General features: G+C 28.3%; 16 protein-coding genes. 15 read left to right on the forward strand and 1 reads right to left on the reverse strand.

Annotated features, from left to right (window positions below):
• Position 1: 1 nt before the first annotated feature.
• The 15 genes from SMONO_RS01025 (at position 2) to SMONO_RS01095 (ending at position 12,787) form a co-directional block, all read left to right on the forward strand.
• Positions 2-1,813 (forward strand): ABC transporter ATP-binding protein, encoded by a 1,812-nt coding sequence (locus SMONO_RS01025; protein ID WP_101780488.1) that lies wholly within the window; start codon positions 2-4, stop codon positions 1,811-1,813.
• A gap of 9 nt (positions 1,814-1,822) precedes the next feature.
• Complete coding sequence (locus tag SMONO_RS01030; protein WP_101780489.1) at positions 1,823-2,140, forward strand: PTS sugar transporter subunit IIA; 318 nt, start codon at positions 1,823-1,825, stop codon at positions 2,138-2,140.
• Positions 2,141-2,161: 21 nt separating this feature from the next.
• Positions 2,162-3,121, forward strand: a complete 960-nt coding sequence (locus SMONO_RS01035) for an ROK family protein (RefSeq protein ID WP_101780490.1) — start codon at positions 2,162-2,164, stop codon at positions 3,119-3,121.
• 73 nt (positions 3,122-3,194) lie between these two features.
• Positions 3,195-4,271 (forward strand): hypothetical protein, encoded by a 1,077-nt coding sequence (locus SMONO_RS01040; protein WP_101780491.1) that lies wholly within the window; start codon positions 3,195-3,197, stop codon positions 4,269-4,271.
• A 1-nt stretch (position 4,272) separates the two neighbouring features.
• Positions 4,273-6,480: a PTS transporter subunit EIIC gene (locus tag SMONO_RS01045; RefSeq protein ID WP_101780492.1), complete on the forward strand. Its 2,208-nt coding sequence runs from the start codon at positions 4,273-4,275 to the stop codon at positions 6,478-6,480.
• A gap of 24 nt (positions 6,481-6,504) precedes the next feature.
• The gene (locus SMONO_RS01050) at positions 6,505-6,804 is read left to right on the forward strand and encodes a PTS sugar transporter subunit IIB (protein WP_101780493.1); all 300 of its coding nucleotides are present in this window, start codon (positions 6,505-6,507) and stop codon (positions 6,802-6,804) included.
• A 58-nt stretch (positions 6,805-6,862) separates the two neighbouring features.
• Positions 6,863-7,966: a DUF871 domain-containing protein gene (locus SMONO_RS01055; protein WP_101780494.1), complete on the forward strand. Its 1,104-nt coding sequence runs from the start codon at positions 6,863-6,865 to the stop codon at positions 7,964-7,966.
• A gap of 2 nt (positions 7,967-7,968) precedes the next feature.
• Complete coding sequence (locus tag SMONO_RS01060) at positions 7,969-8,244, forward strand: hypothetical protein (RefSeq protein ID WP_101780495.1); 276 nt, start codon at positions 7,969-7,971, stop codon at positions 8,242-8,244.
• 116 nt (positions 8,245-8,360) lie between these two features.
• Entirely contained in the window at positions 8,361-10,139 is a 1,779-nt protein-coding gene (locus SMONO_RS01065) for a PTS transporter subunit EIIC (RefSeq protein WP_101780496.1), read from the forward strand.
• A gap of 47 nt (positions 10,140-10,186) precedes the next feature.
• Positions 10,187-10,396, forward strand: coding sequence for a hypothetical protein (locus SMONO_RS01070; RefSeq protein WP_101780497.1), 210 nt, complete (start codon positions 10,187-10,189; stop codon positions 10,394-10,396).
• Complete coding sequence (locus SMONO_RS01075) at positions 10,380-11,081, forward strand: hypothetical protein (RefSeq protein ID WP_101780498.1); 702 nt, start codon at positions 10,380-10,382, stop codon at positions 11,079-11,081. Before SMONO_RS01070 ends, SMONO_RS01075 begins: the two co-directional genes overlap by 17 nt.
• A 191-nt stretch (positions 11,082-11,272) precedes the next feature.
• Positions 11,273-11,803: a translation initiation factor IF-3 gene (infC, locus tag SMONO_RS01080; RefSeq protein ID WP_101780499.1), complete on the forward strand. Its 531-nt coding sequence runs from the start codon at positions 11,273-11,275 to the stop codon at positions 11,801-11,803.
• Between the two features lie 19 nt (positions 11,804-11,822).
• Positions 11,823-12,017, forward strand: coding sequence for a 50S ribosomal protein L35 (gene rpmI / locus SMONO_RS01085; RefSeq protein ID WP_101780500.1), 195 nt, complete (start codon positions 11,823-11,825; stop codon positions 12,015-12,017).
• A gap of 18 nt (positions 12,018-12,035) precedes the next feature.
• Positions 12,036-12,401 (forward strand): 50S ribosomal protein L20, encoded by a 366-nt coding sequence (rplT, locus tag SMONO_RS01090; RefSeq protein ID WP_101780501.1) that lies wholly within the window; start codon positions 12,036-12,038, stop codon positions 12,399-12,401.
• A 65-nt stretch (positions 12,402-12,466) separates the two neighbouring features.
• Positions 12,467-12,787: a hypothetical protein gene (locus SMONO_RS01095; RefSeq protein ID WP_101780502.1), complete on the forward strand. Its 321-nt coding sequence runs from the start codon at positions 12,467-12,469 to the stop codon at positions 12,785-12,787.
• A gap of 23 nt (positions 12,788-12,810) precedes the next feature.
• Here SMONO_RS01095 and trpS read toward each other — a convergent pair whose 3' ends face one another.
• Complete coding sequence (gene trpS, locus SMONO_RS01100) at positions 12,811-13,824, reverse strand: tryptophan--tRNA ligase (RefSeq protein ID WP_101780503.1); 1,014 nt, start codon at positions 13,822-13,824, stop codon at positions 12,811-12,813.
• Positions 13,825-13,867: the final 43 nt, after the last annotated feature.

Below are 13,867 nucleotides of genomic sequence, written 5' to 3' on the forward strand. Positions count from 1 at the left end.
TATGAAAGCAAAAAAATTTGATAGTGACAAGGCTTTTTCTTCTAAAAAATTCTTTGATTCATTTAAATTAATGGGAGAGGGTGTAAAGAAAAACCCAGGAACTTTTATAGGATATATAGTATTCACTATAATTGATTCAATTCTTTATTCTTCAATGACAATAATTGTTTCAGAGATGACTAACAATATAACAAGTGGCGGTGAAAAATCAAGTGAATTTTTGGGCTTTTATATGACATGAGTTAGTTGATTTTATGTAGGTTTAATTTTGCTTTTTGCAATAATTATATTTGACTACTTTACAAATATTTATGCAGCGCTTTTTGCAAAAAGAGTTGAAATTTACTTAAGAATTAAAGCTTTGGAAAAACTGGTTGAAATTGATATAAGTTATTATTCAAAAAATCAATTAGGTTTAATAATGTCTAGAGTAATAAATGACAGCCAAGGCGCAGGAGATTCTTTTAATGATTTTCTATTAAATTTATTGTTTAGTGCTGTTAGTTTTGTAACTATGATTGTATTTATGTTTACAATTGATAGAACGTTAACTTTAATAGTTTTAGCAATATTTTTCCTATTAGTAATTATCATTTGAGTTATTTTTGTTTATTATAGAAGAGCTATCATAATATCTGTTGATGTTAAACAATCAATTGATGCAGATATAACAGATAGACTTATAAATATAAGAGCTATAAAAGCAAATGCAGCAGAAGATAGAGAAACAATAAGAAATAAAAATTTGCACAAAAAATATGATGAAAAATTGAATAAAGTTATTTGATTACAATCTATGTTGTCATTCTTTTCTTATACAATTGCTTGATCTCTTCCGATAATTACAATAATTTCAACAATAGCTTTACATGGTACAAATGATGGCAACACAGAACATCTAACTTATGTTTTGGTGGCATTTACTTCAGCTACAAACAACATACTATATGCTTTGCTTACACTACCTATTTGGATGAGGGGACTTACAAAACTTTCTAACTGTATAATGAGATTAAATTATATTTATGAATCAAATTCATTAATTGAATTTTCAGAAAACCCAAAAAAAATAGGAGATATTGAAGATATTACATTCAAAAAAGTGACTTTTAATTATCCAGAATCGCCAACCAAACAAATATTGGGACAAGTTTCTTTTACATTTGAAAAAAATAAGAGCTATGCATTTGTTGGTGAAACCGGTGTTGGAAAATCTACAATAGCTAAATTATTATTAAGATTTTATGATGTAACAACGGGAGAATTACTTATTAATGGGGTTAATATCAAGAAAATAGATCACAATGATTATTTAGATAAGGTTGGTTATGTTGAGCAAGAGCCTCAAATTTTATATGGAACTGTTATGGATAACTTGAAATATCCTTGCTTCGATAAAACTGATGAAGAAGCAATTTCTGCTGCAAAAAAAGCAAAAATTCATAATTATATAGAAAAATTACCAAAAGGCTATGATACAATTTTAGGAGAACGTGGTTTTATGTTTAGTGGAGGGCAAAAACAACGTCTAGTAATTGCAAGACTTTTCTTAAAAGATCCGCAATTACTAATTCTAGACGAGGCAACAAGTGCTTTAGATAACGTCGTAGAAAAAGAAATTCAATCAGAATTAGAAAAGCTAATGATAGGAAGGACAACTGTAGTTATAGCTCATAGATTGAGTACAATTAAAAATGTTGATGAAATAATTGTTTTAGATAAAAATGGTGTTTCACAAAAAGGTAGTTTCGAAGAACTTAAAGAAAAAGAAGGAAGATTCAAGAAACTTTATACTACAGGGTTAATGAAATAGAGGTATATCATGAACGAAATTAAGTGAGATGAAATATCAATGGAAATGATTTCATGTATTGGAACTTCAAAGTCTAATGCAATATTAGCTATAAGAGCTGCCAAAAAAAATGATTTTGATAAAGCTAAAGAATTAATTCTTGAAGCAGAAATTGAAATGTCAAAAGCTCATAACCTTCATTTTGATATCGTTTCTAGAGAAGCTAGTGGAGAGAAATTAGATTTAAAACTTATTTTTATCCATGCAGAGGATCAAATGCTTACTACACAAGCGATGATGGACTTAGCTAAAGAAATGATTGAAATGTATAAAATTATTAACAAATAAAAAAATTGGGAGGGTATTTTTATGCCAAAAGCGTTTACTATAGATTTAGGTGCAACTTCAGCGAAGTGTGCATTCTTTGATAACGATAAAGTTATCAAAACATTTGTGTATGACACAACAGAAAAAAAGGACTTACTAGATAATATTTCAAAAGAAACTTTTAGAGTAGCTGATGAAAACGGCATTAATATGCAAGAATTGGATTTTGTGGGGATTGCTGTTTGTGGTATTGTAGATAATGAAACAGGTACTGTTCTTTATTCAACTAATTTGGGTTGAAAAAATTATCCAACAAGAACTGAATTAGAAAGATTATTTAACAATAAAAACATTGTCGTTTTAAATGATGCAAAAGCAGCTACCTATGGAGAATGAAGTGTTTCTTTGAATAGAGAACCAGATTCAATGGCTCTTTTTACAATTGGAACAGGTGTTGGTGGAGGAGCTATTTTTAATAGAAAATTAGTTTTTGGAGACAACACAGGACTTCCTAGTGAACCAGGACATGGTGGAGGTTTTCAAACAGAGTATCAATGTGATTGTGGTTTGATAGGTTGTTTAGAACCAGTTTCATCAGCAACTGGAATTGAAAGAAAATTGAGAGCTGTTGGAGCTAACTCTGTTGGTCCATTAGGTCAAATATATGCTGTGAAAAAGAATGATTTACACATAATTGATGTAGCTGAATTATTTATTCAAGGTGATGAAGAAGTTGTTAATGTTTTCAGAGAGAACTTAGAACCATTAGCAAAATGTATATCTGTACTGATTCATTTCTTTGATCTTTCAATGGTTGTGATTGGTGGGGGTCCATCAAATTTAGGTATACCATTCTTAAATATAATTAAAGAAATTCTTAAAAAGTATGTTTTAGTTGAATTTTACGAAAAAATTAAACTATCAAGTTCTGAATTAGGTAATTTAGTTGGTGCTTGAGGGGTTTATCAATATGGTGTTGATAATATAATAAATAAAAAATAAATCCTAAGGATTTATTTTTTATTTAGAATTATTTTAAGAATTATTATAAAATATATTAAAGGAGAAAATTTGCATGAAAAAACTACTATCATTTATTGGTGCTATGACATTAACAACATCTACTATAGCAATTTCAACTACTGTAGTTTCTTGTAATGCAACTTGATCTATGGAATTTAAGTCCATAATAGAAAAAGAAGTTAGAAATCTTTTTAATGATGAATATTATAATATAAGTAAAAACGAAATAACTAAGGATGTTAGTATTTTTGAATTTGATGAAATAGCTTGAGAATATAAACCAAGAAAAGAAAGATGTGATGAAAATGAAGATTTTTTTTCATCAGAATTAAGTATAGAAAAAGTGTGTCAACCTGTAAACACATTTAGTTTAAGAATTAATGAAGAAATACAAAAAAATGAAACAAAGTTAAAAATATTAGCAGATAGTTCTTTTGAATTGTTTCTAGAAGCTAGTTCTTATTTTGATTCATTAGTTCCTGAATTTGATGAAAATAAAGAAGATGAAAATGAATATTATTACTATGTTTTGGACGATGAAGTCACTTACGGTAAAGCCTCAAAGGAAATTAGTTATGATTCCGAAAAGGATATATTGGATTATTTCGGAGATGAAATAATAAACCCAATTTTTCAAAAAACAGCTACTCAATTTGCTGTTTTAAGAAATAATCTTGAGTTCTTAAAGGCATTTTTATTAATTATTAAAAGTAAAACTGATGTTTACAGTGAAGAATATATTAAAAATATCCAATACATGGTAGATTATCTAGATGAAGGATGATTTATACCAATGTTTAAAATTATAAGAAAAGAAAAAGTTGTAAGTCAAGGAACTTCTATGACAAAAATGAAATACGATAAAGACATTGTTAGGTATTTGGATGTGGGTTCAAATGGAACTGAAATTTTAGAACCATATGAAGGTCTTTGAATGGATAGTCCTCCTTTTGGTGAAGAAGATCTGCTAAATCCTAAAATGACAGGATTTATTAGATTTAATCCAACAGAAGATGAACTTAAATCACAGCAACATGCAGACTTAAATTCTATAGCGGCTTCGATTAATACATATGAAGTTAATAGAATATATGGATATGGCGACTTAATTCTAGGGGGTAAAAAATAAAATGTTAAAGTTTGAAAATTACCCTGATATATTTGAATTAATAAAAGTTGTTAATACAGATAAAGATAGAAAATTTAAATTTAAAAAAGAAATATCTGATTTAAAAAGTGAATTACATAATAAAAAGTTAAAATTAAAATCTGTTAGCGGTATGTTTTTAAAAATTAGAAAAGAAAAAGAAAAGGAATTAACAGCAAGTTTAGATGTCGAACTTTCAAATGCTAGATATAAAAAGAGTGATATAAATAAGCTCTATAAAGATTACAAGTTAAATTTATCTCTTTTAAAAGAAGAATATGATATAAAAAGAGATAATAGAATTCAAAAAATGAAAGTTGAAATCTATGATATTCAAAATAAAATCGAGCAAATTAAAACTCAATTATTAGTCAACAAAGAAAAAACTAAGGAAGATAAAAATAAAATTAAAGAACTTTGAAATATAAAAAGAGAAGAAGTAGAACAAAGAAATGAATTATTACTATCTGAGCTAAAGGTTTTGAAAAATGAGACAAAAGAAAATATTTCTAAATATAAAAAAGAATACAATGAAAAACACAAAAACTTAATAAATCAATGAAAAATAGATAATCACAGTTTGGTGAATGTTGGTTATATTTTAAGAAAACTCGGTCGTAAAAGAAGATTGAAACCAATAAATAATGAAATAGATGAGACAATTTACGAATTGTCTTTAAAAGTAAATGAAATCAAAATTGACTTTAAAAATAAAGTTCAAACTGAAAAAAATAAAGTTAAAGATAAAAAATTAATAGTTAGATACAATAAAGGTAAAGCGGATCCAATAACAATAAAGACTTCTGTCGATAAAATTACTTGAGCATCAGGTAAATTATCAAACTGAAAATTTATGGTTGCAATTAAAAATGGTTTCTTCTCACTAATGCCTCTGGTTATTGTTGGTGCCATGTTTATTTTGGTTAATAACATAATTCTTGGTGCTGGTAATGGTGGAATATTTAACCTTTTCTATTTAACTGCAGATCAACTTGCTGTTTTGGATAGATTAAAGTCAATTGGTTCATACATTTGAAATGGTACATATGCATTTTTTGGACTACTATTATGTGGAGCTATATCTTATCACTTAGCTCCATATTATAAGGTTAATCAATGGGCTGCTGCAATAGTTGGCATAGTATCTTTTTTGATAATGAATCCTTCTTTTTGGGGAAATCTAGGAGTTTTTGGAACTTCTGGAATGTTCACCGCTATGATTATCGCTTTGGCTTCGACTTCTATATTCGGTAGATTATCTAAGAATGATAAGTTAAAAATAAAAATGCCTGAATCAGTTCCTGATGGTGTTGCAAAATCTTTTAATGTACTTATACCATACTCAATAACTGCCGTTTTCTTCGGTCTAATCGCATTTGCAATATCATGAATTGGTTCAATTGTTGGAGAAATAACAGTTGGGTCAAATAGTGTAACATTTATGGATATAAATGGATTAATTACAGTTGCAATTCAGAAACCTCTTGTAAATGCAGTTTCAGGGTTTGGTGGAATGATAACAATTGTTATGATATGACAATTGTTATGATTTATGGGTATTCATGCTAGTGGTATTCTTTCTCCAATAGTAGAACCGATTCAATTGGACGGTTTAACTCAAAACCAACAAGCACTGGCTGAAGGAATACAACCAGAATATGTATTTACAAATCCATTTATGAACAACTTCTTGTTTATGGGTGGTACTGGAGGTACAATTGGTTTAATTATAGCTATATTATTATTTTCAAAACGTGGTGATTATAGGTCTATGGCTAAAGTTACATTAATTCCGGCGTTATTCTGTATTAATGAACCCTTACTATTTGGTTTACCAATTGTTTTAAATCCAATATTATTTATTCCATTTGTGTTTGGACCAATAATTGCTGGTATGATTGCTTACTTTGCAACAACTACAGGAATTATGCCTCACTCAAGCGTAGTGGTTCCTTGAACGACACCGCCAATACTTGGTGGTATATTGACAACAAAAAGTATTATGGGTGGTTTAGTTGCTGCTGTTAACTTTGTAATGCTTATTTCGATTTATACACCTTTTGTATTACTTGCAAATAAAATAGAGCAACGTGAACTTTTAAATAAATTTGCACAAAATAAAAATCAAAATTTAGAAAATGTAGTAAAATTAAATAGTAATTTAAATAATTTAAATTCAACAAATGTTTAATTCACTTTGGGAGGGAAAAAAGCAATGATTAAAAAAGTACTTTTAGCTTGCAATGCAGGAATGAGTACATCGATTTTGGTAAAAAATATGCAAAACCATGCCTTTGAAGAGGATATTAATGTTGAAATAAAAGCTGTTTCAACAAGTGAAGCAAAACTCAATGGATCTTCATGAGATATTGTTCTTTTAGGGCCACAAGTAGCATATGAACTAGATGAGATGAAAACATATTTTGACACACCGGTGTTCGTGATCGATAAAGAAGATTATGGAAAAGCAAATGGTGAAAAAGTATTAGGTTTCGCATTAGCAAACTGTAAATAAAAAAAACACTTTAAAAAGTGTTTTTTTTATTGTTAAAATTATATTAGTGAGGTATTTTATGAAAAGACAATTAGGAATATCAATTTATCCTGAACAATCTAAATTTGAAAAAGACAAAGAATATTTGGATTTAGCAAAAAAATTAGGATATGAAGTTGTTTTCACAAGTGTATTACATTTTGTGGGATCTGAAAATGAAAAAGAAAAAGCGGATATGGTTTTAAAGGCAATTAAGTATGCAAAAGAAATTGGTTTTTATACAATACTTGATGTTGAATATAAATCAATGGATTTAATTGGAATAAATGTAAATGATGTTTCAAAATGTAAAGAATATGGAATTGATTGTTTAAGATTGGATTCTCCAAGTTTACCATTTGAAATAGCAAATATTACACATAACAAATTTGGTATTGATATACAATTGAACATGTCAAATAACGATAGTTTAATTGATAATGTTATGGATTATAAACCAATAAAAGAAAGACTTAGTGGATGCCATAATTTTTATCCATTGGAATATACTGCTTTACCTTTTGATTATTTCAAAGAAGCAAATCAAAAATATTTAAAACATAATTTATCAACAGCTGCATTTGTGGGTAGTCACTTTGGTGACATGACAACAGCTGTGGGGTGGAAAGAATTGCCAACTTTAGAAGAACAAAGAAATCTCTCGATATCAGAACAAGCAAAAATATTATTCTATACAAATGAAATCAACTTAGTTTTAATAGGTAATGCATATGCAACTCAAGAAGAGTTGAAGGAACTTGCAAATATAGATAGATATGAAATTACTCTAAATATAAAACCACTTTATGAATTAAGTCAAAGTGAAAAGGGTATTCTAAATTTTGATCATTTTAGAAGAGGAGATATCACAGAATATTTCGTCAGATCAACATTTTCAAGGGTAGAATTTAAAAATTCATCAATTGAGCCTAAAAATACTAAAAAGATATACAACAAGGGTGATGTTGTGATAATAAATAATAATGATATTAAGTATAAAGGTGAATGCCATATTATTGTTAAAGACAATTTTGAAGATAAACAACAAAAATACAATTGAATTGGTACTGTAAAAGAAAGTGAAAGAAGATTAATTGATTTTATTGGTCCTTGAAATCACTTTAGATTCGGAATAGAGGATTAGAAATGTTATTAGTGCAATTAAATAGTGATATGAGTTTATCAACTTTTTGAACATTATTCGCCTTTGGCGTTGCCGGGTTAATTCTAGGAATATGTTCAACAATATTTTTCATTAATTTTAAAAGAAGCAAGAAAGTGGAAAAAGATTCATTTAAAACTATTACTACAAAATTTAAAATTTTTAGATTTTGACAGTATTATGGAATATTTACCCTTGCAACGGTAGGTTATTTAATGGCCTTAATATTTCTGGGTATTTGTCTGGGAGAAGTGATATAAAATATTTTTTAAAGGTAAAAATTTTTCCAAAATTATTAAATTGTCTGGAAAAAGGTATTGCTTTTTTTTTTTTTTTTTTATACAGTTAATTTGTAATAAAAAAAGAAAGGATTAAAATGAACGATAAAAGTTTACATTTAACTAACGAAAAAAAGTTAAAGACAAAGAATATAAAAGACGCAGACAACTCTAATGGTGGATGAAGTAAATTTTTAACAATGCTTCAAGAATTAGGAAAAGTATTACAATTTCCTATTGCAGTACTGCCATTTGCAGCAATTCTAAATAGATTTGGTGCTCTTGGTATTGGTTATACATCAGAAACCGTTGAAGGCACACTTGTCATAACAAATCAGGTGGGTTACTGAATATCACTAATTATTCAAATACCAGGTTCCATACCTTTTGATAATCTTCCATTGTTATTTGCAATTGGTTGTGCATTTGGTTTAGCTAAAGATCACAGAGGTGAGGTTGCACTTGTTGCTGTTATATTTTATTTAGCCCTTGCTGGTTTGACTGCCGAAGGAACTTTACCAAATATGATTTATGGAAAAACATTAACATTTACAGATGAAAATGGAATATCGTTTTCTAAACTACTATATGTACAAATATTAAAAAGTAATGAAAATGGTACAGAAACAGTAATTTCAGGAGGGGCATATGTATTGAGTACAGGTGTTCTTGGGGGTATAGTGACTGGTTGTTTATCTGCTTATATATATAACAGATTACAAAATATAAAATTACCAACTGCATTATCATTTTTTGGGGGTCGCAGATTTGTTCCTATGGTTGCATTAACAGCTGCAATCCCGGTTGCATTTGCATTTGCAATAATTTGACCTTGAATACAATTAGGACTAATTAGTTTTGGTACTGCTGTTGCAAATCCTGAAAATCCAGCGGTTGCGATTCCTGGAACCACTATATATGCAATTTTAAATAGGTTATTATTGCCTTTTGGTTTACACCAAATTATGAATACATTCTTTTGATTTCAAATGCCTGTAAGTGGTAATGTTGTTCAACCGGGATTTGGCTCAAATCCTATAATTGGAACAGAAACAGAGATAATAATGGGAGATATCAACGCATTTGCTAGTGGTATAAGTACATCGGGCTTATTTCAATCAGGATTTTTCCCAATAATGATGGGTGGACTACCTATGGCTGCTGTGGCTATGATTATGACATCTGATAAAGAAAATAGAAAAGAAATTGCTGGATTCCTTGGTGGGGTTGCGGGTGTTTCTTTCTTATCAGGAATAACAGAACCATTAGAATTTTCATTTGTATTTATAGCTCCTGTATTATTAGGTGTTCACGCTGGATTAACAGGTATATTTATGGCAATAACCACTTCAATGAAAATTCAAATAGGATTTGGATTTAGTGCAGGATTTATAGATTTTGCTGCATCATTGCCACAATCATGAGCTTTAGCTAATGCAAGAGACTCAGTTATTTCAAATCCATTATGAATATTAGTTCTAACTGCTGCTGCTGGTGCTACATACTACTTCGTCTTTTATTTCACAATAAAAGGAATGAATTTAGCTACACCCGGTAGAAATGTAACTAATGAATCAATTAAAACTAAAGAAAATTTTGACAAAAATAAAAAGCAAACAGTATCGAGTGGAGATAAATATGAGGTTATGGCAGATAAGATTGTTAAAGCAATCGGAAAAGATAACTTTGTAAGTATTGATAACTGTGCCACAAGATTAAGATTGATATTAAAAGATAATTCTACAATAGATGATGCTTTAATTAAATCCGCAGGAACTTATGGCATTAAGAGATTGGGTAATGAAAGTTTGCAAATAGTTGTTGGGTCTGATGTTGAGCATACTGCCAATGCATTAAGAAAAATATTAAACCATTAAAGTAAATATATAAAAGAAATGTTTACATTTCTTTTTTTGGAGGAAATATGGCTTTTAACTTTGACAAAGATACTGATTGAATATTCACTTTTTGTAAAAATTGCTGAGACTTTAAAAAATTTGTTTTTCAAAAACCAATAAATTTCGAGTTAAAAAATTCATACATTGGTATTTGTACAAACTGCAAAAAAAATCAAAGAATAAATCTTATGGAAGCAAGAGATTATTATGGGCATTTAAATGATCATAATAACTAGTACAAATATGAGTAACTTTCCATGATGAGTTATATTAATAATAATTTTTGCAATTTTAATCCTATATTTTTTAATCCCTTGAAAGAAGATTTATTCTAAAAATAAAGATAAATCTGATTTAATAAATGAACCTAAGGAATATTTGGATAAAAATAAAAATACTAATTTAACTAAAAACATTGCAAATCCTCAAAATAAACCAATGTTAGGTATTTATAACTGATTTGGTAAAAAAGAAGCCTTACGATTAAAAACTCTAATATATGTTAAACCAGAGGAGGATAGTTGTGAACTTTGCATACCTTTTGAAAATAAAATTTTATCATTAGAACCTTATGACAATAAGTACTTGACAATGAGTGAAGCTATTTCAAAAGGATACCATCACATTGGCTGTAAACATAAAGATTTGGACTATTTTCCTGGTAGCACAAAAATCAAGGAAAATAGATTTACAATTAAAGAGCAATCTGAAAAACACTCAATCGTTTTAGGACTTTATAAGTTAGAAAATGATATTAGAAATTTGAAATATGAATTTGATAATGTTAAACAAACTGATAAATTGAATTATGAAATAATTTTAAAATCTGAAGAAATCCATAGATATTGTTTAAAAAATAACTTAATTAGAAATAGCGAAAGAGAAAATCCTAATATTTCAGATCTTAAAAAATTTAGTTAATTAATTTAAAAAAGTTAATTTTTTTTAAAAAACTATAATATAATAATTAAGGTTTAAAGAAAGAAGCGCACAGCTCACCGTAATTTCAAAAGAAACGGTAAAACTTATTTATTATTGATATATATATAAAATAAATAAATTTTAAGTGTGCTCCTAATCTTTTTACGGCACACTTTTTATTTGGAGGAAAAATGGCAGACATTAAAAATATAAAAACAGATTTTGTTAACAGAGAAATTAGAGCTAAACAAGTTTTAATTATTAATGAAGATGGTACAAAAAATGGACCACTTAACAAATTTGAAGCTTTAAAATTAGCAGAAGAAGCGGGTTTAGACTTACTTCAAGTGGGTATGCAAGACAACGCTACAGCTATTGCTAAAATACTTGATTATGGGAAATTTAAATACGAACAAAAGCGTAAACAAAAAGAGAACAAAAAAAATCAAGTTAAAGTTGAAAACAAAGAAATCCGTTTAACTGTGGGAATTGGTGATCATGATATGGACACAAAAGCTAGAAAAGCTAGAGAATTCCTAGAAGCGGGAGATAGAGTTAAAATTTCATTAAAATTTAAAGGTAGAGAGATTACTTTCCAAGAGTTTGGAAAAGAAACTTTAGAAAAATTCTACAAAAAAATTGAAGATGTTGCAAAAGTCGAAAAAGAAGCCAAACTAAATACAAGATTCTTAGATATGTATGTAGTGCCAAAAAAAGGTTAATTATAGGAGGAGAGAATTTATGCCAAAAATGAAGACAAAAAGCTCTTTAGCTAAAAGAGTTAAGAAAAATGGTGCAGGTAAATTAAAAAGAGGTAAAGCTTATAGATCTCACTTAGCACAAAATAAATCAACAAAACAAAAAAGACATCTAAAAAAAGCAACTTTCGTCTCAGCTGGAGATATGAAACGTCTAAAAGGATTATTACAAAACTAATATAGGAGGTAGAACAATATGGCAAGAGTAAAATTTGGTAAAGTAACTAGAGCAAGAAGAAAACGTTGAATTAAAAGAGCAAAAGGTTACTATGGAACAAAAAAAGCAAACTATAAAAAGGCTCATGAACAAGTTGTACGTTCTATGGCTTATGCTTTTGTTGGACGTAAACTTAAAAAACGTGATTTTAGAAAATTATGAATTATTCGTATAAATGCGGCGGTTAGACCATTAGGATTAAGTTATTCTAAATTTATGAATGGTTTAAAAATTGCGGGAATTGATATTAATAGAAAAATGTTATCTGAATTAGCAATTCATGAACCAAAGCAATTTGAAGCAATCGTGGCTTCATCTAAAAAAGCTTTAGATTCTAAAAAATAATAAAAGTGAGCATTAAGCTCATTTTTTTATTTGTGATAAAATTAATCTATAAAAGAGGAATTGTTATGGCTAAAATATTAGAAGATAATCAAATAGAGTTTTCAAAAGAAGATTTAATTTCTGCTTGAGACAATTCTCCAACTCTAATCAACAAAGATGAAAAAAAATTTAGAATGTGTTTTATTTGTAAGTTCTTCATGATAAAAGATAATTTTGAATACGGAGATTTATCTTGGGTTTGTGAATTTATTGACTTGAAACATTTTAATTTAGATTCTTCAAATATAATTGCAGTTCATCCCGGCTGTAGAGAGTTTAGACATAAAGATGATTGTACAAAGATAATACAAAAAATAAAAGCAGCACAATGAAGTGCTGCTGAATAAAAGAAAATAGATATCTGTGATATCTATTTTCTTTTATAATTTAATCCAGTTAAGTTTTGAACTTTTGTAAGTTTCTTTCTAGCAATTTTACGAGCTTTTTCGGCTCCTTCTTCTAATCATTTATCTACTAGATCTGAGTTACTTAGTTCATCAAACCTTTTTTGAATTCCTTCTAAAAGTTCAACAACAACTGAACTAACTTCTTCTTTTAGAACACCATAATCTTTTCCTTCAAAGAATTTTTCAGTTTCTTCAATTGAAATGTTTTTAAGTGCTGAATAGATGGTTAACAAGTTACTTACTCCGGGTTTGTTTTCCGGATCAAATTTAATTATATTTTCTGAATCAGTAACAGCCGATTTAATTTTTTTCTTAACATCTTCAATATTATCCAAAAGTGCAATAAAACTTTTTGGATTTGCAGCTGATTTAGACATTTTTTTTGTTGGATCTTGCAAGTCCATTATTTTAGAACCTATTTTTGGTGTGTAATGTTCTGGAATAGTAAACATTTCACCAAATTTATTATTCATTCTTTCTCCAATGTTTCTTGCAAGTTCAATATGTTGTTTTTGATCTTTTCCCACAGGAACAAACTCAGGATCATACATTAAAATATCTGCAGCCATTAAAACTGGATAAGTTAATAATCCTGTTGGTATAAATTCGGTACCGTTTTCTGATTTAACTTTTGTAGATTTGTCCTTAAATTGAGTCATTCTTTGTAATTCCCCAATAGTTGTATTACAAGTAAGAATTCAAGCTAATTGAGTATGTTCTAATATTTCGCTTTGAATAAATACTGTAGATTTTTCAGGGTCCATTCCACAAGCGAAATATAAAGTTACCATATTTTTAATGTTTTTTCTTAATACTTCTTTTTCAATTGGTGTTGTTATTCCATGCAAGTTTGCAACAAAAACGTACATATCAAATTCATCTTGTAATGCAACAAAGTTTCTCATGGCTCCAATGTAGTTTCCAAGTGTCATTTGACCAGTTGTTGTTATTCCTGATAACATTCTTTTTTTATCCATATTCTTACTCCTTGATTTACAAATTATATTATACAATCTTTAT

The sequence above is a fragment of the Spiroplasma monobiae MQ-1 genome (genome assembly GCF_002865545.1).
GTDB lineage: Bacteria > Bacillota_I > Bacilli_A > Mycoplasmatales > Mycoplasmataceae > Spiroplasma_A > Spiroplasma_A monobiae.